Origin of the sequence: Arhodomonas sp. KWT2 (genome assembly GCF_041949875.1) — a bacterium.
GTDB classification, from domain to species: Bacteria; Pseudomonadota; Gammaproteobacteria; order Nitrococcales; family Nitrococcaceae; genus Arhodomonas; species Arhodomonas aquaeolei.
The window spans coordinates 26062-48810 of sequence record NZ_JBHFPQ010000025.1 but is presented as its reverse complement, the minus strand read 5'-3'; the positions used below and the strand labels follow the sequence as shown (position 1 = coordinate 48810).

At 69.7% G+C, this 22749-nt stretch carries 18 protein-coding genes; 6 read left to right on the top strand and 12 right to left on the bottom strand.

Annotated elements, in window-relative coordinates:
- Positions 1-167: 167 nt before the first annotated feature.
- On the bottom strand, positions 168-434 hold the full coding sequence (locus ACEZHJ_RS02275; RefSeq protein WP_163139097.1) for a DksA/TraR family C4-type zinc finger protein: 267 nt from the start codon (positions 432-434) through the stop codon (positions 168-170).
- Between the two features lie 152 nt (positions 435-586).
- Between ACEZHJ_RS02275 and ACEZHJ_RS02270 the strand changes: the two genes are divergently transcribed.
- Entirely contained in the window at positions 587-1171 is a 585-nt protein-coding gene (locus ACEZHJ_RS02270; protein ID WP_163139096.1) for an NAD(P)H-dependent oxidoreductase, read from the top strand.
- Between the two features lie 16 nt (positions 1172-1187).
- Here the strand turns inward: ACEZHJ_RS02270 and ACEZHJ_RS02265 are convergent, their stop codons facing one another.
- The 9 genes from ACEZHJ_RS02265 to ACEZHJ_RS02225 all read right to left on the bottom strand — a co-directional run bounded on the left by ACEZHJ_RS02265 (position 1188) and on the right by ACEZHJ_RS02225 (position 12141).
- Positions 1188-2597: a 4Fe-4S binding protein gene (locus tag ACEZHJ_RS02265; protein WP_163139095.1), complete on the bottom strand. Its 1410-nt coding sequence runs from the start codon at positions 2595-2597 to the stop codon at positions 1188-1190.
- Positions 2594-3469 carry an FTR1 family protein gene (locus ACEZHJ_RS02260; protein WP_205599738.1) on the bottom strand — a complete coding sequence of 292 codons (876 nt, stop codon included), beginning with the start codon at positions 3467-3469 and terminating at the stop codon, positions 2594-2596. Before ACEZHJ_RS02260 ends, ACEZHJ_RS02265 begins: the two co-directional genes overlap by 4 nt.
- Before the next feature lie 23 nt (positions 3470-3492).
- Positions 3493-3825: a cupredoxin domain-containing protein gene (locus ACEZHJ_RS02255; protein WP_018718474.1), complete on the bottom strand. Its 333-nt coding sequence runs from the start codon at positions 3823-3825 to the stop codon at positions 3493-3495.
- Positions 3826-3835: 10 nt separating this feature from the next.
- A complete protein-coding gene (locus tag ACEZHJ_RS02250) occupies positions 3836-4381 on the bottom strand; it encodes an iron transporter (protein ID WP_163139094.1) in 546 nt (181 codons plus the stop codon).
- Between the two features lie 89 nt (positions 4382-4470).
- Positions 4471-5778, bottom strand: a complete 1308-nt coding sequence (locus ACEZHJ_RS02245; protein ID WP_163139093.1) for a HAMP domain-containing sensor histidine kinase — start codon at positions 5776-5778, stop codon at positions 4471-4473.
- Entirely contained in the window at positions 5756-6448 is a 693-nt protein-coding gene (locus ACEZHJ_RS02240; RefSeq protein ID WP_163139092.1) for a response regulator transcription factor, read from the bottom strand. The genes ACEZHJ_RS02245 and ACEZHJ_RS02240 overlap by 23 nt, the downstream gene beginning before the upstream one ends.
- Entirely contained in the window at positions 6442-9594 is a 3153-nt protein-coding gene (locus ACEZHJ_RS02235; RefSeq protein WP_163139091.1) for an efflux RND transporter permease subunit, read from the bottom strand. The genes ACEZHJ_RS02240 and ACEZHJ_RS02235 overlap by 7 nt, the downstream gene beginning before the upstream one ends.
- A complete protein-coding gene (locus tag ACEZHJ_RS02230) occupies positions 9587-10786 on the bottom strand; it encodes an efflux RND transporter periplasmic adaptor subunit (RefSeq protein WP_163139090.1) in 1200 nt (399 codons plus the stop codon). Before ACEZHJ_RS02230 ends, ACEZHJ_RS02235 begins: the two co-directional genes overlap by 8 nt.
- Positions 10783-12141 (bottom strand): TolC family protein, encoded by a 1359-nt coding sequence (locus ACEZHJ_RS02225; protein ID WP_163139089.1) that lies wholly within the window; start codon positions 12139-12141, stop codon positions 10783-10785. Before ACEZHJ_RS02225 ends, ACEZHJ_RS02230 begins: the two co-directional genes overlap by 4 nt.
- 248 nt (positions 12142-12389) lie before the next feature.
- Here ACEZHJ_RS02225 and ACEZHJ_RS02220 point away from each other — a divergent pair, with 248 nt between their 5' ends.
- Positions 12390-12869 carry a YbhB/YbcL family Raf kinase inhibitor-like protein gene (locus ACEZHJ_RS02220; RefSeq protein ID WP_018718467.1) on the top strand — a complete coding sequence of 160 codons (480 nt, stop codon included), beginning with the start codon at positions 12390-12392 and terminating at the stop codon, positions 12867-12869.
- A 79-nt stretch (positions 12870-12948) separates the two neighbouring features.
- On the opposite strand, the gene ACEZHJ_RS02215 is transcribed toward ACEZHJ_RS02220, so the two are convergent.
- The gene (locus ACEZHJ_RS02215; RefSeq protein WP_375036198.1) at positions 12949-15957 is read right to left on the bottom strand and encodes an EAL domain-containing protein; all 3009 of its coding nucleotides are present in this window, start codon (positions 15955-15957) and stop codon (positions 12949-12951) included.
- 223 nt (positions 15958-16180) lie between these two features.
- Between ACEZHJ_RS02215 and ACEZHJ_RS02210 the strand changes: the two genes are divergently transcribed.
- The 4 genes from ACEZHJ_RS02210 to ACEZHJ_RS02195 all read left to right on the top strand — a co-directional run bounded on the left by ACEZHJ_RS02210 (position 16181) and on the right by ACEZHJ_RS02195 (position 20470).
- Positions 16181-17275, top strand: a complete 1095-nt coding sequence (locus tag ACEZHJ_RS02210; RefSeq protein ID WP_018718465.1) for a DUF3524 domain-containing protein — start codon at positions 16181-16183, stop codon at positions 17273-17275.
- 81 nt (positions 17276-17356) lie between these two features.
- A complete protein-coding gene (locus ACEZHJ_RS02205; RefSeq protein WP_040409495.1) occupies positions 17357-17956 on the top strand; it encodes a TetR/AcrR family transcriptional regulator in 600 nt (199 codons plus the stop codon).
- Positions 17957-18600: 644 nt separating this feature from the next.
- The gene (gene soxC / locus ACEZHJ_RS02200) at positions 18601-19899 is read left to right on the top strand and encodes a sulfite dehydrogenase (RefSeq protein WP_018718463.1); all 1299 of its coding nucleotides are present in this window, start codon (positions 18601-18603) and stop codon (positions 19897-19899) included.
- Positions 19886-20470, top strand: coding sequence for a c-type cytochrome (locus ACEZHJ_RS02195; protein WP_018718462.1), 585 nt, complete (start codon positions 19886-19888; stop codon positions 20468-20470). Before soxC ends, ACEZHJ_RS02195 begins: the two co-directional genes overlap by 14 nt.
- 61 nt (positions 20471-20531) lie before the next feature.
- Here the strand turns inward: ACEZHJ_RS02195 and ACEZHJ_RS02190 are convergent, their stop codons facing one another.
- Positions 20532-22742, bottom strand: coding sequence for a PhoX family phosphatase (locus tag ACEZHJ_RS02190; RefSeq protein WP_018718461.1), 2211 nt, complete (start codon positions 22740-22742; stop codon positions 20532-20534).
- Between the last annotated feature and the right edge of the window lie 7 nt (positions 22743-22749).

Sequence of the window (22749 nt, the reverse complement as noted above, 5' to 3'; positions counted from 1 at the left end):
ATGTCCTGGGCCCTGCGTTACCCGGTGGCGGTGTGGCCCGGAGGGTCGTGCCCGGGAATCTGTGACAGAATGCACGCGGAGTCAATTTATTGTGCAATCATCGCATGTGCTGGTGAGGCGCAGCCAATCACGTAAAAGTTTCTGTCACCGCCGCGAGGATTCCCGGCTCAGCGTAGCTGGCTGTCCTTGCTCGCGCGGCGGTTGTAGCTGCTGAATCCGTTCTCTTCCTCGTCCCTGGCGGCCTGGCAGTTCACGCACAGGCGCACACCCGGAATGGCCTCGCGGCGGCCCACCGGGATCTCCGCGTCGCATTCCTCGCAGTGGCTGAGACTCTCGCCACTCGGCAGGCGGCTGCGGATCCGCTCGAGCGCATCGGCCACGGAGCTGTCGATCTGCTCCTGCACCGCGCCGTCGTGTGTCCAGCCGTTGGCCATATGGCAACCTCCTCGGGGCCGGTGGAATCCGCCCCGTCAATAAACGGCCTTATAACGCACTGTACCCGGTGTTCTCAACGCCGCCCGGCGGGCGTTCCCACGCGGCGGTATGATCGTGATAATGGCGGCGAACAGGGACCGTGGGAGGGCGTATGGCAACGCGTATCGCGATCGTACAGGGGCATCCGGATCCGGCGGGCGGGCACCTGTGTCACGCCCTGGCCGATGCCTACGAGGCGGGGGCCGGCGAGACGGGGCGCAGTGTGCACCGTATCGACGTCGCGGGTCTCGATTTCGGGCTGCTCCGCAACGAACGGGCGTTCACGGGCGAACCGCCACCTCCGGACATCGCCGCCGCCCAGGAGACCATTGTCTGGGCGGAGCACGTGGTCATCGTCTATCCCTTATGGCTCGGTACCATGCCGGCGCTGCTCAAGGCCTTCCTGGAGCAGACCCTGCGCCCGGGTTTCGCCTTCGATTACCGCCCGGACGGCCTCCCGCGTAAACGCCTGCAGGGGCGATCGGCACGGGTCGTAGTGACCATGGGCATGCCCGCGCTCGCCTACCGCTGGTATTTCGGCGCGCACAGCCTGAAGAGCCTGGAGCGCAACATTCTGCGCTTTTGCGGGATCTCGCCGGTCGGGGAGTACCTGATCGGCGGGGTGGGAAACGCCGGCGCCGAGCGCCGGCACCGCTGGCTGGCACGCATGCAGCGGATGGGGCGCGCCGGGGTCTGAATGCCCCGGGCCTGCCTCACCAGCCCCAGAAGAGGAGCCACCAGGCCGCGGCGACGACGCCCGCCGCCGCGGCGCCCCCGGCGAAGCCGCCGAGACGGCGCAGCCATTGCCCGGGCACGTGTACCGCGGTGATTCGCCAGGCGAGGCCGAGGCTCCATGCCGTCGCGGCGGCAAGGAGCAGCGCCCGTGTCTCGCCGACCCAGAACACCGGCACGCCGTCGGCGCGCAGCAGTGACACGGTGGTCATGGACAGGCCGAGGAACGCCCCTATGCCGCCGAGCGGTATCAGGGAATGGGCGAGGTGGTAGAGCCGCTGGGGCCGCCACTGCCCCATCGCCCGGGTGCCCAGGGCCAGTGCGGCGGTGACCGCGCTACCCACGACCACGGCGGTGGTGGCGATGTAGACGATCAGCAGCGCGCCGTCGAGCAGGTTGAACACGTCGTTCTCGCCCGGGTAGTTGGTGAACACCCACCACGGTGCGTGCATCGTCAGCGGCCACATCCAGTCGTGGTGAACCAGCCACGTGGCGATCGCCTGCTTGGCAGTCACGAACCACGGGCTCGCGCTCCAGTGAAAGGCCCCGATCGCCGTGCCGATGAGACCGAAGACCAGCAGCACGTACTCCCAGCCGCTGGCGTTCCGGGCCCCGATACGGGTGATCTCCGATCCCGGCAGCCGCGGTTCCAGCGCGATGGCCCCGCGGTAGCCGCTGCAGCGCCCGCACATGTGGCAGCCGCCGGCCTCGTCGAGCTCGCGCAGGGCCAGAAGGGTGGGGCAGTTGACGCGTTCCGGGCGGACGCTGCGCCGTGCCGCCTGCCAGGCGTCCTCGTGCGTACGATAGTGCAGCGGCGAGAGCCGCGAGAGCAGTCGGAAGACGCCGTTGACCGGGCAGAGGTAGCGGCACCAGACCCGCTTGTCCCGGCCGTAGAGGAAGCCGACGATCATGGCCGCCACGGTGGAGCCGCCGAGTACGATCAGCGCCGGCCCGGGATAGTCGTAGACGCTCGCCATCTGGCCGTAGAGCGTCGTGCCCACGAAGGCCACGAAAGGCCAGCCACCCCAGCGCACCCAGCGCGGGATGGCGCCACCGCGGCCGTGGCGGCTGGCGAACTCGGTGAGCGTACCCTCCGGGCAGAAGACACCGCACCACACGCGCCCCATGAGCACGATGCTCAGCAGCACGAACGGCCACCAGATGCCCCAGAAGACGAACTGCGCGAAGACGGTGAGGTTGTCCAGGATGCCGGCGGTGTACGGCGGCAGGGGCAACAGCGTGGGAACGATCAGCAGGAAGGCGTAGACGCCGACCACGCCCCACTGAATACCCTGGATCACGCCGCGATGACGGCGCATCCACTCGCCCCAGGCGGCCAGTCGGCCGCCTGGGGCGGTGCCACCCTGCATCATGCCGGCCGCACAGCTCATGATGCGGCGGTGCTGGGCTGCTGCTCCCCGGCTGTGGCCGTCCTGCGCGGCGGTCGGCGTCCGCTCCAGCGCAGCAGTGCGACGACGATCACCCAGAAGGCCGCGAGGGCGATGACGTCCGTGAGCGCCGGATAGGCCCGGTAGCCGGTGAGCGCCGCCACCAGACCGCCGAAGCGCGTGGAGTCGTCGAGCAGCCCCGGGGTGCTCCAGACCGGGTCCATGCCCGCCGGCAGCCAGCCCATGCCGATCAGACGGTCCACGCCGCTGACCAGCAGCGAGCCGGCGAGCAGCAGCAGCAGCGCCTCGCTGACACGGAAGAAATGGCGCCAGGAGAACACCCGGGAACCCAGCTGCAGGATGTAGAAGGTGACCAGCGCGACGCCGAATCCGGCGAGGGCGTAGAGCGCGAAGGTCCCGCCGTTACCCATGCTGATGCTCGCCGCACCGATGCCGTAGAGGAAGACCACGGTCTCGGCGCCCTCGCGGGCGACGGCGATGGCGACCAGCACGGCGATCCCGGTGTACTGCGAGGTCGCAATGGACTGGTCGACGCTCTCGCGCAGCTCCCGCGACAGTCCCGCGCCGTGGCGCCGCATCCAGATGACCATCTGCACGATGAGCCCCGAGGCGACGAGGACCATCACGGTCTGGAAGGTTTCCTGGGCGCTGCCGCTGAGCAGGCTGCCCATGCCCATCAGCCCGGCGGCGAGTCCCGTCGCGATTACCAGGCCCGCGGCCACGCCGGACCACAGATAGCGCAGCCCGATACGCCCGCTCGGGTGATGCCGGAGCCACGCATAGACGATCCCAACGACAAGAATCGCCTCGACGCTTTCGCGCCAGACGACGAAGAACACCTGTCCCATTTCCATGACGGAACTCCGGTCTGTGGCTACTACTTGGCGACGATTACGCCTCGGGCATCGGGGAGGTGGAACTCGTCGAAGAACTCGTACTCGCCGGGCTTGAGCGGGTGCACCACGACGAACGACTGAACGCCGGGCGCCATGACCTTCTCTTTGCGTAACCGCGTGCTCTCGAATTCTACCGGAGTGTTACCGGTATTGTGCAGCTCGATCTTGAACCGTTCCCCGGCCTTGACCTCGAGGCGGGCGGGCCGCAGCTCGCCGTTATGCAGCTCGAGGCGATAGGTCGGCAGCTCGGCCGCCGCCGTGGCGGCGGCCAGGAGCAGGGCGAGACCGAGCCAGCGGCTCAGTGTCTTCACCATTGGGTGTCTCCTAGTAGCTACCCTTCTTGCCGATGCCGGCATAGGTGAAGTCGAAATCCACCTTAAAGGGCTTGAACCACTCGCCGACACCGGTCTCGTCGTCCACGTGACGCATGAACGTCGGCGCGTCGACACCCTCGGGCGCATGCCCCGGGGGGTAGATGGTGTAGGTCAGGTGGTACTCACCGGGGCCGTCGAGCTTGACGTTCTTGCCGTAGTGCGGGCCGTCGTTGGCGACCATGGCGTCGAACACGCCGCTGGTGGTGGCACCGCCTTCCTTGGTCAGCTTGTACTCGATCGTGAGGTAGGGCATCCAGGCGCCGACCGCGAAGCCGTTGGGGTTGTCCTCGACCGCGTGGATGTCGGCCTCGAGATGAACGTCCGCCTTCGACGTGGACATCTGCCCGGCGGGCTCCATCTCCACCGGCTGCAGGTATACCGCGGCGATCTCCAGTCCGTGCATGGTCGTCGGCTTGCCCGCCGGGTACTCCACTGCCGAGGCCAGCCCGGGGACCAGGGCCGCAGCGGCGACAGCGGCGGTGAGAGCGTACTTCATAGCGCCTTCTCCTTCACGTCGTTGGAATGGCGTTCACCATAGACCAAACGATAATTATTCGCAACAACGATATTCGGGATAATCGTAGCTCAACCTGACCGCGGTCGCTCTATGGTGTTCCCGGCGGTGCCGAAGCGCAGGCGCACGACGCGGTGGTGCCGGCGTGCCCGGTTGCGGTAGGCCCATCCCAGACGACTGGTGAGCCGGGCCGTGAGCTGCAGCCCGAGCCCGAAACCGAGCTCGTCACCGTCGTTGCCGCCAGCGCCGTCGACGGGGCGCGGGTTGACGATCAGCACCCGGTCGCCGCGCTGGCGGATGTGCACCTGGCCGTCCCAGGTGTGCTGGAAGGCGTTGCGGACGAGGTTGCCGAGGACGATTCGTGCCGGGCCCTCGGGGACGTGCACCGTGTACGGCTCGGTGGCGAGCGCAACGGTCACGGGCTTGTCAGTGAGCAGATACGCCAGTTCGCCGGTGATCTGGCGCAGGAGCTCGTCCAGGCGCAGGTGCCGGGCCGCCGGCGGCGACTCGTCCACCCGGCTCAGCCACAGCAGGACCTCGGTGAGCTGCTTCATGGTCTGGCTGGCCCGGTCGATGCGCTCGATCACCTGGGCCTGACGGGGGTCCGCCGGTCCGCCGAGCTGTTCCTGCAGCCGGTGCATGAGCTCGATGTTGCTGCGGATCACACTGATCGGCGTGCGCAGCTCGTGGCTGGTGTGGCGCAGGAAGCGGTGCTCACGTTCCAGCGCCTCGTGGACCGAGGAGAGGCTGCCCCGGATCAGCGCCGCGAGCTCGTTGAGCTCCGGGTAGGAGAAGTCCGGTGGCGGTTCGCGCAGACGCCGGGCATTCAGGTCCCTGGCCCAGGCACCGAGGGCGGCCACCGGCCGGGAGACCCGGTGCAGCACCAGCAGGATCACCCCGGCGAGGACCAGCGCGCTGGCGATGCTGATGCCGAGCAGCAAACGCAGGTTGGCCTCTGCATTGCGGGCCACCAGCGCGGACGCCGTCTCCGGGGAGACGGTGTGGCTGACGAATACGGTTTCCTCGCCGACGGGTACGCGCATGAGGAAGCGGACGAACTGCGGCGGCTGGAACCAGCGCGCGTCATCGTGGATGCGCAGCACGTCCGCTTCGGCGGGTGGGTGGCCGAAGGTGGTCCGGGTCGCCGCCGGCACGTCGTCCCAGCGGCGTGCGATGCGGTAGCCGGCGATCTCGCCCGGCCCCGTCGTGCCCCCGCTGACGTAGTCCCGGGCGACCCGTTCCATCTGGGCGGCCACCATGTTGTCCATGCCGCGCTTGAAGAACTGGGCGCTCAGCAGCGAGTAGCCGATGACGAGCAGGCCCCCCAGCCCGAGAAAGACAACGGCAACGAACCACTTAAGACTGATCGGGCGTTTCATCCGCCGGGGTCCTCAGGGCGAAGCCGTAGCCGCTGACCGTGTGTACCAGCGCGGTGGCGAAGGGGACGTCCACCGCACGGCGCAGGTTGTGAAGGTGGACCTTCAGGCTGTTGCTGTCCGGCGGCTCGTCGCCCCATACCGCCTCTTCCAGGGCCCGGCGTGAGACCGCCGCCGGGGCGGCGCGAAGCAGTGTCTCCAGCAGCCGCCAGCCCGTGGGTGAGAGGCGCAGTGTCCGGCCCGCGCGGGTGACGGTGTGTTCGCTCAGATTCATCACCAGGTCCGCGTACCGGAGCTGGCGTGCCTGGCCGCTGCGCCGGTGGGCGAGGGCGTGGATGCGCGCCACCAGCTCCTGGAGCTCGAAGGGCTTGACCAGGTAGTCGTCGGTGCCGGCGCGGAAGCCCTCGAGCTTGTCGTCCAGGGTGTCCCGGGCGGTGAGCATGAGCACCGGCGTGTCGTCGCCGCGGGTGCGCAGGCGCTGGCACACGCCCAGCCCGTCCATGCGCGGGAGGTTGAGGTCGAGGAGCAGCACGTCGTAGCTGCCGGCCTCCATGAGCGTGAGACCGGCGGGACCGTTGCTGGCGTGGTCGCAGCGGATATCCTCGATGTCGAGGTACTGCACGACGGTGCCGGCCAGGTCCAGGTCGTCCTCGATCAGCAGTGTGCTCAGCATGTCCGTGCGTCCTCGCCCCCGGCGGTCAGCCTCTCGCGCAGCCCCTCCAGCAGTGTCCCGACATCGTAGCGGATCAGCAGCAGCGCAGGGATGAGCACCAGCGTGATGACCGTGGCGAACATGATGCCGTAGGCGAGCGAGACCGCCGCCGGGATGAGGAACTGCGCCTGCGTGGAGGTCTCCGTGAGCAGGGGCATCAGCCCGGCGAAGGTGGTCAGTGACGTGAGCAGAACCGCCCGCAGCCGGCTGGTGCAGGCCTCGGCGATGGCGCCGCGCAGGTGGGTGGCGTCCGCCCGAAGCTCATTGAAGCGCGCCACGAGCAGGAGACTGTCGTTCACCACCACGCCGCTCAGGGCGACGATCCCGTTGAGCGACAGGATGCTGAGCGCCAGGCCGTTGATCCAGTGACCGAGAATGGCACCGACGATGCCGAAGGGGATGGCGGTCATGATCACCGCCGGCTGCAGGTACGAGCCCAGCGGCACGGCGAGCAGGATGTAGATCATCAGCAGCGCGAGCAGGAACATCCGGGTCATGGAGCTCTGCGTCTCCGCCTGCTCCTCGGCCTCGCCGGCGAAGTGCACGTCCAGCGAGGGGTACTGACGTTCGAGGTTCGGGACCACGTTCGCCTGCAGCTCGGCCACGAGCCCGGTGGTGGACATCACGTCCTTGTCCACGTCGCCGGAGAGGTAGACCGCGCGCTTGCCGTCGATCCGGGTGATGCTCTCGCGGGTGTAGCCGTAGGTGGCGGTGGCGACGTCCGAGAGGGCGAGGACGTCGCCGTCGTCGGTGCGCACGCGGGCGTTGAGCACGTCCGTGGCGCTCTGACGCTGGCCCTCCGGGTAGCGGACGGTGACCTCCACCTCGTCGCGGCCGCGCTGGTAGCGCTGGACCACCTCGCCGTTGAACGTGCGCAGGACCTGTGCGGCAAGCTCCCCGGTGGTCAGCCCCAGGGCGCGCCCCCTGGGCGTCAGCGCCAGGTGCAGCTGCGGCTGGCCGGGGGAGAGATTGTCCTCGACGCCGCTGACCGCCGGATAGGCGTTCAGGGCGGCCCTGAAGCGCTCGCCTGCCTGGGTGAGGACCGTATCGTCGCTGGCGCGCAGCTCGATGCGCACGTCGTCGACCATCTGCCGGGTGCTGCGGACGCTCAGCGACTGCGCCCCCTCCGGCAGCCCGGCAAGCTCGCGCCAGCGACGGGTGAAGGCCGGCAGGTCGTAGGGGGCGTCGTCGCTCAGCTCCACGTCCACGGTGCCGCTCTGATCCGCCTCGGAGAGGACCTGCAGGTGGGCGATGCCGGTGTCGCCGCCACCGCGCAGGGCGCGGTCGGCATCGTGGGCGCGATCCTCCAGCAGCCGCAGGGCTGCATGGGTCTGGCCGTAGCTGGCGTCGTTGCGCATGGTCAGCTCTGCCGAGACGGTGTCGCCGGTGACGGCCGGAAAGAAGCTGATCGGCACGGTCCCCGTCAGCGGCATGCTGATCACCAGCACGAACAGCGCCAGGAACAGCACCACCACCGCGTAGCGGTAGTGCAGCGCCCAGCGGATCACCGGGCGGTAGCAGCGCTCGGTAAAGGCCGCGAGGCCGGCGTCCGCCCCGTTCTGGATGGACTGCCAGCCCCGCATCAGCGGGTTGCGGCTGCGCCCGCGATGGGTATTCAGGTGGGCGAGGTGGGCCGGCAGGATAAGCTTGGACTCGATGATGGAGAGCACCAGGCAGATCGCCACGACCATCGCGAACTGGGCATAGAGCTCGCCCAGCCCGCCGCTGGTCTGCGAGAGGGCATAGAAGGCGGCGACCGTGGTGAACACGCCGAACAGCGTGGGCACCGCCACCCGGCGGGTGCCGAGGACCGTATTGGCGACCGTGTCGCCGTGCTGCTCGCGCACCGTGTAGACGCTCTCGCCCACGACCACGGCGTCGTCGACGACGATGCCCAGGGCAATGATGAACCCGAAGGTGGTGAATTCGTTGAGCGTCAGCCCCGCTAAGGCGTCGCCCATGAAGAACAGTGTGCCGAAGAAGATGAACGGCAGGCCCATCGCCACCCAGAAGGCCACCGTCAGGTTGAGGAACAGCGCCAGCAGGACGAACACCAGGGCGATACCGGTGATTGCGTTCTTCACCAGCAGCTGCAGCCGCCCGTTGATGGAGGTGCTGCGGTCGTGCCAGGTGTCCAGGGACACGCCCCGGGGCAGGTGGCCGTCGGTACTCCACTGATCGACGACCTCCCGGGCGGCCTCCACCGACTCGGTGATGTCGTCCCCGCCGGTGCTGACGACCTCCAGCGCGACGCTAGGCTCGCCGTTGAAGCGCGACAGGACCGGGGTGTCCTCGTCGTAGGTATCGTGGACGTCGGCCACGTCGCCCAGACGCACCCGGTGGCCGTCGGCGGTGGTGATCAGCGGGATGGCCGCGAACTCGCCGCGCTCGTAGGCCTGCTCCGAAGCCTTGAGCTGGAGGTAGAGGGTGTCGCTGCGCAGCACCGGTGTCATGGTGCTGGTGGAGCCGTTATTGACGGCGTCCTCGACGTCCGAGAGCGACAGGCCGTAGGCCTGCAGGCGGCCCTCGTCGATCTCCACCGCCATGATCGGGTCGCGCTCCCCCGAGAGGCTGACCCGGCTGATCTGGGCGCGTCCGAGCAGGGCCGTCTTGAGCTCGTCGGCGAGCTGCTGGAGGGTATGGCGGTCGGTATCACCGTGGAGCTGGAGCCACAGGGCGTGGTCCTCGCGCTCGCCCTTCTCCACCACCGGGTTCTCCGCGTCGGCGGGAAAGGTGGAGATCGCGTCGACCTGGGTGCGCACGTCGGTGAGCAGGGTGTCGAGGTCGTAGTCGCTGCGTTTCTCCACCGTCACCGTCGTGCCGCTGCCCGTGGAGGTGCTGGTCATCGAATCGATGCCGGAGACGTCCTGGAGGGCGTCCTCGATCTTGATCGCGAGGCCCTCCTCGGACTGGCGCGCGGAGCCGCTGTCGTAGGTCACTGAGACCGTGACGCTGTCCGGCTCCATGCTGGGGAAGGCCTCCTTGCGCAGCGTGAACGCCGAGCCCACGCCCAGGGCGATGACGAGCACCATCAGCAGGTTGGCGGCGACGGGGTTGGCGGCGAACCACGGGATCAGGCCCGGGAAGCGCGCGTGGTCATCACTCATCGGCACCGCCCCCGGACCCGGCGGCCTCCGTCTCCACCGGATTGACCGCCATGCCCGCCAGATACGAGCCCAGCGGGTGGGTGACCACCTGCTGCGCCGCGCCGGCGAGTGTCTCCGGCGGTCGGACGTAGATGGCGTCGCTGTCGCTGAACACCGGTTCGGCGGAGAAGCTCGCGAGCGCGCCGTCGCCGGTGACGTACCAGATCTCGCTGCGCTGGCTGAGTGCGGCGGGCGGCAGGCGCCACAGGCCGTCGATCCGCCGGCCGCTGATGCGTGCCTGCACGAACGTGCCCGGCAGCAGTGGCGGTGTGCGTGACAGCGGGTGGTCCACGGCAACGATCACCGAGCGCTGCCGGGTGGTGTCGTCGCGGTGGCGGGCGATGCGCAGGACGTGGCCGGACCATTCGTTTCCCCCGGCGACGTCGGTCAGGGTGACGGGCCATTCGCCGTCGGCGAGGGTGTCGGTGTCCGGCAGGTTGGCCCAGTCGCGGTCGGCGAGCGGGACCTCGATCTCCACGCGGTCGGTGCTGTAGAGGGTCGCGATCTCGCCGCCGGCCTGTACGTAGCTTCCGGGGGCGATCGCACGGCTCACGACCAGGGCGTCGAAGGGGGCGTCGATGCGGGTGTGGGCGAGATCCTGCCGGGCGTCGGCCAGCGCGGCCCCGGCATCCGCCACCGCGGAGCGTGCGGTGCGGACCTGGGGCTCGTGGAGGACCAGCGCCGAGTCGGGCTCGCCGTCCATGCCGGAGGCGTCCCATTCCTCCCGGGCCTGGTCGCGTTCGCGCTCCGCCTCCAGAAGGTCCTGGCGGGCGCTGGCAAGGTCGTGTTGTGCCGAGGCCACGCCTGCCTGGTACTCGGCATCCTCGAGCCGTGCCAGCACGTCCCCCTTCCGGACCTGCCGGCCGGTCTCGAAGTCCCCGCCGAGTGACGCCACCCGGCCGGACACGGCGGCGGTGAGCGTGAGCTCGTAGTGCGGCCGGGCGGCGGCATAGCCCTGGGCGTGGGCGGTGTAGGTGCCGGTGCGGACGGTGACCACCGAGACGTCCGGCCGTTCCTCCGGTGCGGTGCCCGCGGCGGCCGTCGCGGGTTTCCGCGCCGCCTCCTCCATGCCGTGCCCGCTGTAGAGCACCACGGCGACGAGCACGGTAAGGGCCGCCAGGAGCATGAACCACTGTGCGTAGTGACGGATCATCGGTGTACTCCCAGACCGAGCGCCAGGCCGAGGTCCACGCGGTTGGCCAGGCGGCTTCGGGTGAGCTCGTTGAGCTGGGCCTCGAGGTCGTAGGTCTGCTCCTGGACGTCGAGGAGGTCGAGAATGGTGACCAGCCCGGCGCGGTAGCGCCGGCGGTAGTTCGCCAGGCTTCGGCGGGCGCTGGCGAGCGCGTCGCGGGTGTGGGCGAGGCGCGTCTTCAGGGCCTGTTCCTGGCCGATGGCGTCGCCCACCTCGGTCACCGCGGTCAGCAGGGTCTCGCGGTAGGCCTGATAGGCCTTGGCCGCCTCCAGCTCCGCCTGCTCCGCCACCGCCTTCAGCTCGCCGCCGCGGTACAGCGGCGCGGTCAGGTCGGCGAGCAGCGACCAGACCGGGGCGGTGAGCAGCGCCTGCCGCGGCGTGGTCGCGACATCCTCCAGGCTCGCCTGCAGGTCGAGGCTCGGCAGCATGTCCTTGTAGGCCGCGCGGGTGCGCGCCGCCTGCGCCTGGATGGCGATATAGTCCGCGCGGAGGTCGGGACGGCGGCCCAGGGTCTGGACGGGTAGATCGACGAGGGGGACGCGCACGCCCGGGTAGTCCGACGGCACCGGTATTTCCGCGTCGTCGCTGCGCCCGAGCATTTCCCGCAGCGAGCGCCGCTCTGAGGCCAGGTCCTCGCGGTATTCGGCCAGTGTCGCGCGGGCACTCGCCAGGTCCGTCCTTGCGGTGTCCAGATCGTCTATGTCGCCGATACCCTTGCGGTAGCGTTCGCGCACGAAGGTGAGGTTGTCCTGGAGCGTCCCCAGCCGTTGTGTCTGGATGTCGACGGCGCGCCTGTCGGCGATGAGCTGGAGCCACGAGTCCATGACCTCGGAGGCCAGGGTGTCCCGCGTGGACTGGTAGAGGGCCCGCTGCTCGGCGACGTCCAGGTCGGCGGCGCGGTATGTGTCGGCGATCCGGCCCCAGACGTCCGCTTCCCAGCTCACGGTCACGGAGCCGGTGTAGCGGGTATCGCTGTCCTCCTCCCGGCTGCCCGTGAGTTCCGTGTCGAGGTCGGGCAGCCGGTCCGCACCGGTCTGGCGGCGCTCGCTGCGCCGGATTCGCAGAGTGAGCAGTGTCTGCTGCAGGTTGGGATTGGCGGCCAGCGCCTCCTGGATAAGGGCGTCCAGCCGGGACGAGCCCACGAGCTGGTTGAGGTAGGCGGTGGGTTCGCCGCCATCGAGCGCCGGCCAGGACGTGACGTCTCCGATCGCCTCGCGGGCCCTGTCGGGGTAGTCAGTCTCCGGGGCGGTGACGGCGCAGCCGCCGAGCAGTGTCGCCGCCAGCACCAGCCCGGTGAGTGTCAGCAGTCGTCGCATGGGTCGCGGGTCCAGAAGGTTGCCGGCCGCGCCGGTGGTCGGGGCGGCACCGTTGCGGCACAGCCTGACGCCGTTGCGGTTAATGCCGAGTTAACGCGGCCTTGTCCCGGCGCCGGGTCGCCCCCACACCGCACCGGGCGGGCGCTGCTGGCGCGTTACAACGGCGGGGGCCCATAATCGGGGCCTGCGCGGCGGGCCGGGCCCGGCGGCGTGATCGTCACATCAACCGAGAAGAACGGAGGTTCAGCATGGGTTTCGCGCTATCGGACATGACGCTGACCAGTGCCGCTTTCGAGAATGGCGGGGCGATCCCGACCCGTCACACGGGTGAGGGCGACGACGTCTCCCCGCCGCTGGCCTGGTCGGGCGCGCCGGAGGGCACCCGGGGCTTCGCGGTCATCTGTCACGACCCGGACGCGCCGCTGGTCTCGCCCAACGGCACCTACGGGTTCGTGCACTGGGTGCTCTACAACATCCCCGGCTCGGTGACGAGCCTCTCCGAGGGGATGACGGACTACACCGCCGGGCGGAATAACATGGACAAGGTCGGCTACAACGGCCCCATGCCGCCCGAGGGGCACGGCGTGCACCGCTACTATTTCTGGGTGCTGGCCCTGGACCAGGCCACGGAGCTGCCCGAGGGGCTGACGATGTGGCAGCTGCTCGAGCGCCTGGAACCCCACATCATCGGCATGAACCGCCTGATGGGCACCTACGAGCGCGGCTGATCCGCGCCGGGCGCGGTTGCGGCGATCCCCGCCGCGGCCGCAAGGCCCCGCCTGACCGGTCCGCCGGCGGGCCGCCTCCCTATCCGATTATCGGCGGCCGGCCGGCGAGGACGTCGTCCAGCGGCTGCGGCCGCCCCACGGCAAAGCCCTGGACGTAATCCACGCCGAGCTGCACGAGGCGCTCGCGCAGGGCGTCGTTGCTGACGAACTCGGCGACAGTGTGCAGCTCGTAGGCCTGGGCCAGGCGGGTGAACGCGGTCACCATCGCCTCGTTGCGCGGGTCGTCGAGCAGATCGCGAATGAACACCCCGTCAAGCTTGAGCACGTCGACGTTGAGGTGTTTGAGATAACCGAACGAGCTGAGCCCGGAACCGAAGTCGTCCAGTGCGAAGGTGCAGCCGAGCTCGCGTAGCCGCTCGATGAATGCCAGCGCCTCCGTGAAGTTGCGCACCACCGCCGTCTCGGTGACCTCGAAGGTCAGCCGTCTCGGGTCGATGCCGTTGCTGTGAATCGCGTTCTCGATCACGGTGAGCAGCTCGGTGGAGGCCAGCGACTGCCCGGACAGGTTGATCGACCAGTGGGCATCGGAGTCCGAGGCGGCGCCGATGGTGCCTAGCGCGTGCTCCACCACCCACTGGTCAACCCGTGGCACCAGGCCGTAGCGCTCGGCGATGGGCAGGAACACCCCCGGCGAGATTGTGCTGCCCGACTGGTCGAGCATGCGCAGCAGTATCTCGTAGTGGGCCCGGCCGTCGATCTCCCCGGAGGCCGGGACGATGGGCTGGCAGAGCAGCCGGAAGCGGTCGCCGCGCAGCGCGTCGTGCAGCTCCTGGGCCCATTCCATACCGCTGCGGTAGAGCTGCAGCGCCGTGTCCTCGGTGTCGTAGACCTGTACACGGTTGCGTCCACCATCCTTCGCCAGGTGGCAGGCGGCGTCGGCGGCGCCGAGCACCATCGCGGCGTCGCCGGCGTAGGCATCAACGGGGACGACGCCGATGCTCGCGGTGATCTGGAACGAGCGCCCGTCGGAGACGAAGTGCATGGCCTCGATCGCGCTCCGGTGGCCGTCGGCGATCTCCAGTGCCCGGCTCAGGTCGCAGTCGCGCAGCAGCAGCGTGAACTCGTCGCCGCCGAAGCGCGCGAGCACATCCCCGTGGTGGACACGCTCGTGCAGCAGCTGGGCGACCTGACGCAGCAGGGCGTCGCCCGCGCTGTGGCCGGCGGTGTCGTTGATCACCCGGAACTGGTCGACGTCGAGGTAGCACAGAGCGTGCTGCTCCGAGCCGGTGCGGCAGTCGAGCACCGCCTGCTCCAGCGCCGTTTCGAATGCGGTGCGGTTGGGCAGGCCGGTGAGGGGGTCGTGGGTCGACTGGTGGCGCAGTTCCGCCTCGATGGCGCGCAGGGACGATAGGTCGCGCATGACCACCAGCACCCGCCCGGGGCGGTCGCCGCCAGGCAGCGTGCGCAGGCGCACCTCCACCGGGATGGTGGCGCCCCTGGCGGTGGTGAGCTGTGTCTCGTAGCGGTGCGGGGTGCCCTGGCGGACCTGATCCAGGAGATGGGCGCCGGCGCGCAGGGCGCCGCCGGCGATCCCGCCCGGCTCCTCGCCGATGACCTCTCCGCGGCTGTAGCCCGTGGCCTCGAAGAACTGCCGGTTCGCCGACTGAATGCGCCCGTCCGGCCCCACCAGCAGGATCAGGTCCAGCGAGGCGTCGTGGATCGCCGCCAGTTCCGCCATCGAGTGGCGCAGCGCCGCCTCGGTCTCCTTGCGCTCGGTAATGTCGAACAGAAAGGCGTCGATGCGCATGCCGTCGCCGTCGCGGATCGTGGGAGTACCCAGGTGCAGGACCCAGCGGACGCTGTCGTCGCCCAGCCGGATACGGTGCTCCACGTCGTACGGCCGGCCGCGGCTCACTGCGCGGTCGATGGCGCGGGTCAGCATGGCGCGGTCGTCCGGGTGAATGAGCGTGTCCCAGTGGTCATGGCCGGTGCGCAGCCGCCAGGCCCCCTGGCCGAAGAAGGTGGCGCCCTCGGTGGCAAGCAGCTCGGGCGCGCTGCCGCTGACCCAGTGCATGCGCAGGGCCACGCCGGGGAGGTTATCGAGGATGGCCTGGATGCGCTCCTCGCTCTCGCGCAGGTCGCGGGTACGCCGGCGCACGCGGGCGTCGAGCACGAAGTTGCCCGCCAGCAGGACGATGACGGCGATACCGAAGAAGCCCAGGATCCAGAAGACCCAGAAGGGCAGGATCCATTCCGGTTCGTCGCGGACACCGAGCCACCGGGACTGGAGACGGTAGTAGACGGAATCAGGGTCGGACTTGAGGGTGCGGACCGCCGTGTCGAGCTGCTCGCGCAGCGCCGCGCCGCTGGCGGCCTCCAGGGAAACGGCGAAGCGCAGCTCCACCGGCTGGAAGACGATGGGTGCCGGCACCGCGCCGTAGGTGGGATAGAGCCGGTTGCCGATGTCCTTGTTGCTCGCCACCGCATCGACGCGCCCGGTGGCGAGCGCGTTGAAGGCGTCCCGGTAGCTGGCCAGGGCAACGAGCTCGGCGTCGATGCCGAAGCTCTCCAGGAGCTCGTGCAGCCCGCCGCTGCCGGAGACGTTGACGCTGCCTTCGAGGGTGCCGACCCGGCGGCCGTCCAGGTCCAGGAGGGACTCGATACCGCCGTGCGGGCGCACGTACACCCGCGACCAGCTCGTCAGGACGGTCTCCTCGCAGAAGCGCATGCGCTCGGCGCGCTCCGCGGTACGCGCGACGTCGGGCATGACGTCGATCTCGCCCGCCTGCAGCCGTGCGAGGCCCTCGGACCAGGTGCCGGGTACCCATTCCAGCTGCCAGTCCTCCCGCTCGGCGATGGTCTTCAGCAGCTCTGCCCAGAAGCCCTGGGGCTCGCCGTCGCTGCCGGTGAACAGCCGCGGCGGATTGTCGTAGATACCCACGCGCACGGTGCGCGCCTGGGCGGCGACGGATGCACAGAGCAACAGCGCGAGCACCGACAGCAGCAGTGCCGGCAACCCGGTATGCCGCCGGCGTGCGGGCCGGGCGTCCTCGGCGCCGCGCAGGCACTTTCGGCGGTCCCAACGCATCGGTATCGCGCAGTCCTTCTTTATTAGCGTTATCCGTTCTGTGGCGGCGGTGGCGGCCCCCTCGACCCGACCCGCCCCTGAAGCCTAGTCGAGTCGCGGCGGTAGTGTAAAAGCCGGAACCGTCGGCGGAGGAGGCTGTCTGCCCCAGAGGGGATCACCATTGCGCCGCCTCGTGGGAGAATGGCGCATCGATCACGAACGAAAATACCGATCAGGGATATCCATGAACACGCAAAGGCCGACGGCGTGGCTGCTCTCCGCTTACCGTGCGGACAGTCATCGTGCCTGGGCGGACTGGCTCGTGCGGACCATCGATGATGTCCAGTGGAGCCGCTTCGAGCTGCCCGGCCGGCATTTCCGATGGCGCATCCGCGGCAACCCGCTGTCCTGGCTCGATACGCTGCCCGCCGAGCCGCCGGCGCTGATCGTCGCGACCTCGATGGTCGACCTCGCCACCCTGCGCGGGCTGTTCCCGGCGCTCGCGGGCGTTCCGGCGTTGCTGTATTTCCACGAGAACCAGTTCGCCTACCCGGTGAGCCCGCAGCAGGTGCGCTCGGTGGAGCCGCAGATGGTGCAGCTGTATGCCGCGCTCGCTGCCGATCGGCTGTTGTTCAACTCCGCGTTCAACCGCGAGAGCTTCCTGGAGGGCGTGGCGGCGCTGCTCGACCGGATGCCGGACGCCGTCCCGGAGGGCATCGCCGAGCGTCTGCGGCCGGCCTGCGAGGTGCTGCCCGTGCCGGTGAAACCGATTCCGCCGGCGCCGGAGCGCGACCCGCGGCTGATCCTGTGGAACCATCGCTGGGAGTACGACAAGGCCCCGGAGGTCTTCGCGGAGGCCATGATCACCCTCGCCGAGCGGGGCAACGACTTCCGGCTCGCGCTGCTCGGACCCCGCCCGCGCCATGTGCCGACGCCGCTGACCCGGCTGCGCGAGGCGCTGGGCGAGCGCATCGTTGCCGACGGTCGGGTCGAGCGGCAACGTTACCGCTCGTTGCTCGGCCAGGCCGGTATCGTGGTGAGTACGGCCCACCACGAGTTCCAGGGCCTGGGGGTGATCGAGGCCGCGAGCGCCGGCGCCTGCCCGCTGGTGCCCGACGCGCTGTGCTACCCGGAGCAGTACCCGGAGATCTATCGCTATGCCTGGAACGACGCCAACGCGCTGACCGAGCGGCTGGAGGAGTGGCTGGAGCGTGGCCTGCCGCCTGTGCCGGACGTCTCCGCCTGGCATGGCGAGCACCTGCGCGCCCGATGGGCGGAACGTATCCACACCGCGGCCGGGCTGCGCGACGGTGCGACCCGGGTGCGCCGCAACGGCTGACAGGCGTGCCCGGCGCTTTCCTCGCGCCGGGGCGGCGTGGGTATACTGCGGCAGCCTTTCATCGTTAGTGGTTCTATGGTCATGCAGGATGCACCCGGCGCCGGGGACGGCGCGGATACCCCGAGGGAGCGGATCCTCCAGGCGGCTGCGCGGCTGTTCGCCGAGCACGGCTTTCATGCCACGGGTATGAAGGAGCTGGAGCGCGAGACCGGGCTTGGCCGCAGCTCGCTCTACTACCAGTTCTCCAGCAAGGAAGAGATCCTCTTCGAGATCCTCACCCGCTACCTGCGCGCGCTCATCGCGTACGGCAACGGCCTGCTCGCCGAGCCCATGACCGCCGAGGAGCGGCTGCGTGCGCTCTCGCGCCGGGTCATGGAAACCATCGCCCACCATCGCCCGGAGCTCACGGTGTGTTTCCGCGAGCAGCACGCCATCGGTGCGGAGCGGCACGAGGCGGTTCAGGCCCTGCACCGCGACTACGAGGCGGTGTGGGCGGCGGTGCTCCAGCGCGGCGTCGACGACGGCAGCTTCCGCCGCGGCGGGCCGTTCACCGTCAAGGCCCTGCTCGGTCTTCACCACTACAGCTACCTCTGGCTCCGGCCCGATGGCAGCCGCACCCCGCGGGAGATCGCCGACGAGTTCGTCGACCTCGTCCTCGACGGCCTCGCCAGCGGCGACTGACTCCCCGTTTACCCCACTATCGCAAGGTGGCGGGAAGCGCCGGTCTCACGGCAGCCGTGAGCCCGGGTGGATACCGTTGCCCGGATCGAGCGATTTGCGGGGTCGGGTGTCCGGTTTTTGATGACACGGAAACAGGCGTGGACGCCCTTGCGCATGGCCGCCCCCAGGGTGGCCATCCTGGCTTTGCCTGCCTGCGCAGGCGCTCGCGGAACGCGCGCGTATCGGGGCCACAGGGTCGGCGGCCCAAGGCAGTCGGCGTCGCCAGCACGGCAGGACCGGATAGTGGCTGCCAGGAGCGGTCAAGCCACAACCACACGGCCGGGGCGGAATCGTGCGCAGGGTACCTGTCGGTGGTGCGAGGGTGTCGTACGGCCCCGGCACACGATCCCCGCGAAAGGCCGATTCCGCGCCCCTCCCGTGGGCGGGCGTCTCCCGGCCTTCGCCATGCCTTTCCCTGTGACTGTTGGTTGCCTTCGAGCAACCCGCCTGCGGCTGAAACGGCCGGACAGATCCCTTTCCCCTGTCCATGCCGGGGCTGACAGCGCCGCCCACGCAGTCTAAAGTGGAGTGTATGGACTGGTCGGTACAGTTCCGGCCCGTCCCGCCTTCGAAGGCGTCGCAGGGCTGACAGGGGAGGAGAAGGCATGACAAAGAAGACACGTGACGAGGGAGACACCGGCACCGACACGGCCCCGGCGGATCCCAGGCGTCGGCGCTTCATGCGGGACGCGGCGATGCTGGCAGGCGCCGCTGCGGCACCGGGTGCCGTGGGCTCCGCGCTCGCCGCGGGCAAGCCCGAGCCGCTGGCGGTGCCCTCGTGGACCACGCAGCAGGGCAGCCCGATACTCACCCCGGCCTACGGGATGCCCTCGAAGTTCGAGAAGGACGTGGTGCGCCGGCCCACCGATCTGACCCCCACGGACCTGTCCTCCTGGAGCTTCACGCCACTGCAGGACCTCAACGGGATGATCACGCCCAACGGTCTGGTCTACGAGCGTCACCACGGTGGCGTGCCGGCCATCCACCCCTCCGAGCACCGGCTGGTGGTCCACGGGCTGGTGGAGCAGCCGCTGATGTTCACCATCGACGAGCTGATGCGCTTCCCGCAGGTCTCGATGATCCGTTTCCTCGAGTGTTCCGGGAATACGCTGACGGAGTGGAAGTCCGCGACCGGCACCACGGTCCAGGACACCCACGGTCTGCTGAGCTGCTGCGAGTGGACCGGCGTGCCGCTGTCCACGGTCCTGAAGGAGGCGGGCGTGCAGCCTGAGGGCAAGTGGATCCTGGCCGAGGGCGCGGACGCCGCCGCCATGACCCGCAGCATCCCCATGGACAAGGCGATGGACGACGCGCTGCTGTGCTACGCGCAGAACGGCGAGGCGCTGCGCCCGGAGCAGGGCTATCCCCTGCGCCTGATCCTGCCGGGCTACGAGGGCAACACCCAGATCAAGTGGCTGCGGCGGCTGGAGGTCGGCAGCGAGCCGTACATGACCCGCGAGGAGACTTCCAAGTACACGGATCTCATGCCCGACGGCACGGCCCGGCAGTTCACCTACATCATGGAGGCCAAGTCCGTCATCACCTCGCCGTCCGGTGGCCAGCGTGTCGGGGGCAAGGGCTTCCACGAGATCCGCGGGCTGGCCTGGTCCGGGCGCGGCCGTATCACCCGTGTGGATGTCTCCGTCGACGGCGGCCGCAACTGGGAGACCGCGGAGCTCGACGACCCGGTGCTGCCGCGCTGCGTGACCCGGTTCCGCCTGCCGTGGCGCTGGAGCGGCGCCGAGGCGGTGCTGCAGAGCCGCGCCATCGACGAGACGGGCTACGTCCAGCCCACGCGGGAGCAGCTCATCGACGCCCGCGGGCTGGACTACGTGTATCACTACAACGGCATCCAGTCCTGGCACGTCGCGCCGGACGGGGAGGTCACCAATGTTCACGCGTAAGCATGCGATCGCGGCATTCGCCGTACTCGCCGGGCTCGCCCTCGCCGGCGCGGCAGGGGCCGCGGACAACGGGCGCACCTATGATCTCGGCACGCCGGTGACACACGAAACCATCGCCAAATGGGATATCGACGTGCCGCCGAGCGGCAAGGGCCTGCCCGAGGGCAGCGGCAGCGTCGCCCAGGGGCGCGAGGTCTATGCCAAGAACTGCGCGAGCTGCCACGGCGAGAAGGGCGAGGGCGGCCCGATGAACCGCCTGGTGGGCGGCCGGGGCACGCTGGCCTCCGATAGCCCCGTAAAGACGGTGGGCAGCTACTGGCCCGACGCGACAACGGTGTTCGACTATGTCCACCGCGCCATGCCGTTCACGGCGCCGGAGTCGTTGTCCGCGCACCAGGTGTACGCGGTGACCGCCTACCTGCTGCACCTCAACGGCATCGTGCCCGCGGATGCGACCCTCGACCGGGAATCCCTGCCCGAGGTGAAGATGCCGAACCGCGACGGCTTCGTCTCGCCCGACCCGAGGCCGGACACCGACAACACCGCCTGCATGGAGGACTGTGGCGACTGAGCCCGGCAACGGTACGGGCCCGGCGCGCGGCCGGGCCCGTGATCGCCTCCGGCGGCGGGGCTCAGCTGCCGACGCGGCCGCCGTCGGTGCGGCGCACCGCGATCAGGCTGGGCCGGGGCTGGATGACGCCGTTGCGGTCCTTCGGCGCGTTGCCGAGCTCGCCGTCCGGCCAGCTGCTGGTCGGGCCGGTGAGGTCGCCGCCGTCGCCCGGGTGCTGGATGTCGAGGAACAGCGCCGTTTCGTCCGGGTTGAACTCGCAGCCGCAGACCTCGCAGTCCACCGGACCGGCCATGAAGCGGCGTAGTTTTCCGCGCGCGGCGCCGGTGGTGGGCACGGCGAAGGTGCCGTCGTGGCCGAAGGGATTGCCGTCGGTGATGATCCAGAGATTGTGCCGGCTGTCGTGGGTGAGGTTGTCCGGGCAGCCGAAGGCGTCGACCTCCTCGGCACGGCCGTAGCCGCCGAAGTAGGTCGTGGTGTCCGCGAGGCCGCCCACCGGCGCCTCGCCCACCGCCTCGCTGAAGTGGCGCATGGTGCCCTCGCTGTCGATGAAACGACCCCTGGCCGGGTCGCCGGCGAGCAGGAATATCTCCCAGGTGAAGGTCGTGGCGCCGTGGTCGGGGCCGTCCTCGCGGATCTCGACGACGTGGCCGAGGGTGTTGTGCAGGCGCGGGTTGGCGGCGTCGGCGTTGGTGGCGTCGCGGGCGACCGGGTTGTCCGCGTCCTTGGCGTTCTTGGTCATCGCGATGTAGACACGGCCATTGAAAGGCTCGATGTCCTCGGGCCGGTCCATGGGGGTGGCGCCGGCCTGGCTCGCGGCCTCGCGGGCCATGGCGAGCACGTCCGCCTGGTTGCGGAAGCCGTTCGCCTCGGTGAGCCCGTTGCGGCCGTGCACGAGGGCCAGCCACTCGCCATTGCCGTCGCTGTCGAAGCGGGCGGCGTAGAGCGTGCCGCGGTCGAGGATGTCGTCGTCCTTGCCGGTGTCCGTGCCGACGGCATCGTCGGAGACGAACTTGTAGACGAACTCCAGGCGGGAGTCGTCGCCGGAGTAGACGGCCACGCGGCGGTCGTTGGTCAGTGTCGCGGCCGCGCACTCGTGCTTGAACCGGCCCATGGCGGTGCGTTTCTTCGGCACGTCGTCCGGGTTGAACGGATCGGTCTCCACGATCCAGCCGAAGCGGAGGATCTCGTTGGGCTCCCGGGCCAGGTCGAAGCGGGCGTCGCTCGCCCGCCCGGAACGCTCCCAGCGGCGGAAGGAGGGCCCGTCGCTGATGTAGCCGGCGACGCTGCGCACGGCCCGCGCCAGGTACGGGTCACGGGCGGCGATATCGGCGAGCACGTCGTCGTTGAAGTTGGCGAAGTACTGGTCGATGTTCTCCTCCGCCGCGAGGTAGGTGCGCCACGGGGTCTGGCCGCCGGCGCAGTTGTTGAGCGTGCCCATCACGCGGGTGCCGTCCTGGCCGATCTGGCCGGTCCCGGCGGCGAGACGGGCGCGAAGCAGATCGTGGCCGCGGGCCGGGCCGGAGATCTCGATCGGGGTCTGCGCGGTCACCCGGCGGTTGTAACGGGAGTCCCTGCGGTAGCGCCAGCCCCCGGTGGTGCGCTCCACCTCGACCACGCTGATGCCGTGGGCGTTCTGCATGACGCCGACGGCCTCGCCGCGCTGATCCTCACTCAGTCCGTCGAAGAAGGCGTCCGGGTTGCCGAAGCCGGGGAATAGCAGGTCGTCGTTGGTGTACTCGTGGTTGATGCACAGCAGGCCGCGGTCGCTGCGCCCGTCGAGGGTGAAGAAGTGCGCGGCGTCGCAGTTGTAGCCGAAGCGCTGTGCCTGCGCGTCGGCGGCGCCGGGCTGGTAGAGCCCGCCCTCGGCGATGGTGGTGGTGTCGAGGTCCTCGACGTCCGGGGTCAGGCTGTCGCCCCAGCGCGCGATGATGTCGACCGTGTAGCCCTCGGGCACCACGACCGTGTCGGCGCTGGACTGCGCGATGGGGGTGAAGCTCAGGGTGTCGGCGAGGAAGGCGTCGTCGCCGGCGGCGGCGCGGGCGTCGGACGCGATCATCATCAGGTTCGGGGCGGCCAGGATCGGTGCCGCGCCGAGGGCGCCGCGGAGCACGGACCGGCGGCTCACCCGCTGCTGGAGGACGTCGGCAAACGGTGTCTCCGGACGTGTCCGGCTCTCCAGCGGACGGTCCACGTCGTTGCCGTTATTGCCGCGGGGGGCGTCGCTGTCGGTCAGCGACGTGCGCGTGATGCGTTGCGTGTCGTCGAATGCCATAGGTGCC

What these genes read in the sequence shown, in the direction of transcription:
- ACEZHJ_RS02275 (WP_163139097.1), bottom strand. Translation starts at nt 434, where the DNA reads ATGGCCAACGGCTGGACACACGACGGCGCGGTGCAGGAGCAGATCGAC.
- ACEZHJ_RS02270 (WP_163139096.1), top strand. Translation starts at nt 587, where the DNA reads ATGGCAACGCGTATCGCGATCGTACAGGGGCATCCGGATCCGGCGGGC.
- ACEZHJ_RS02265 (WP_163139095.1), bottom strand. Translation starts at nt 2,597, where the DNA reads ATGAGCTGTGCGGCCGGCATGATGCAGGGTGGCACCGCCCCAGGCGGC.
- ACEZHJ_RS02260 (WP_205599738.1), bottom strand. Translation starts at nt 3,469, where the DNA reads ATGGAAATGGGACAGGTGTTCTTCGTCGTCTGGCGCGAAAGCGTCGAG.
- ACEZHJ_RS02255 (WP_018718474.1), bottom strand. Translation starts at nt 3,825, where the DNA reads ATGGTGAAGACACTGAGCCGCTGGCTCGGTCTCGCCCTGCTCCTGGCC.
- ACEZHJ_RS02250 (WP_163139094.1), bottom strand. Translation starts at nt 4,381, where the DNA reads ATGAAGTACGCTCTCACCGCCGCTGTCGCCGCTGCGGCCCTGGTCCCC.
- ACEZHJ_RS02245 (WP_163139093.1), bottom strand. Translation starts at nt 5,778, where the DNA reads ATGAAACGCCCGATCAGTCTTAAGTGGTTCGTTGCCGTTGTCTTTCTC.
- ACEZHJ_RS02240 (WP_163139092.1), bottom strand. Translation starts at nt 6,448, where the DNA reads ATGCTGAGCACACTGCTGATCGAGGACGACCTGGACCTGGCCGGCACC.
- ACEZHJ_RS02235 (WP_163139091.1), bottom strand. Translation starts at nt 9,594, where the DNA reads ATGAGTGATGACCACGCGCGCTTCCCGGGCCTGATCCCGTGGTTCGCC.
- ACEZHJ_RS02230 (WP_163139090.1), bottom strand. Translation starts at nt 10,786, where the DNA reads ATGATCCGTCACTACGCACAGTGGTTCATGCTCCTGGCGGCCCTTACC.
- ACEZHJ_RS02225 (WP_163139089.1), bottom strand. Translation starts at nt 12,141, where the DNA reads ATGCGACGACTGCTGACACTCACCGGGCTGGTGCTGGCGGCGACACTG.
- ACEZHJ_RS02220 (WP_018718467.1), top strand. Translation starts at nt 12,390, where the DNA reads ATGGGTTTCGCGCTATCGGACATGACGCTGACCAGTGCCGCTTTCGAG.
- ACEZHJ_RS02215 (WP_375036198.1), bottom strand. Translation starts at nt 15,957, where the DNA reads ATGCGTTGGGACCGCCGAAAGTGCCTGCGCGGCGCCGAGGACGCCCGG.
- ACEZHJ_RS02210 (WP_018718465.1), top strand. Translation starts at nt 16,181, where the DNA reads ATGAACACGCAAAGGCCGACGGCGTGGCTGCTCTCCGCTTACCGTGCG.
- ACEZHJ_RS02205 (WP_040409495.1), top strand. Translation starts at nt 17,357, where the DNA reads ATGCAGGATGCACCCGGCGCCGGGGACGGCGCGGATACCCCGAGGGAG.
- soxC (WP_018718463.1), top strand. Translation starts at nt 18,601, where the DNA reads ATGACAAAGAAGACACGTGACGAGGGAGACACCGGCACCGACACGGCC.
- ACEZHJ_RS02195 (WP_018718462.1), top strand. Translation starts at nt 19,886, where the DNA reads ATGTTCACGCGTAAGCATGCGATCGCGGCATTCGCCGTACTCGCCGGG.
- ACEZHJ_RS02190 (WP_018718461.1), bottom strand. Translation starts at nt 22,742, where the DNA reads ATGGCATTCGACGACACGCAACGCATCACGCGCACGTCGCTGACCGAC.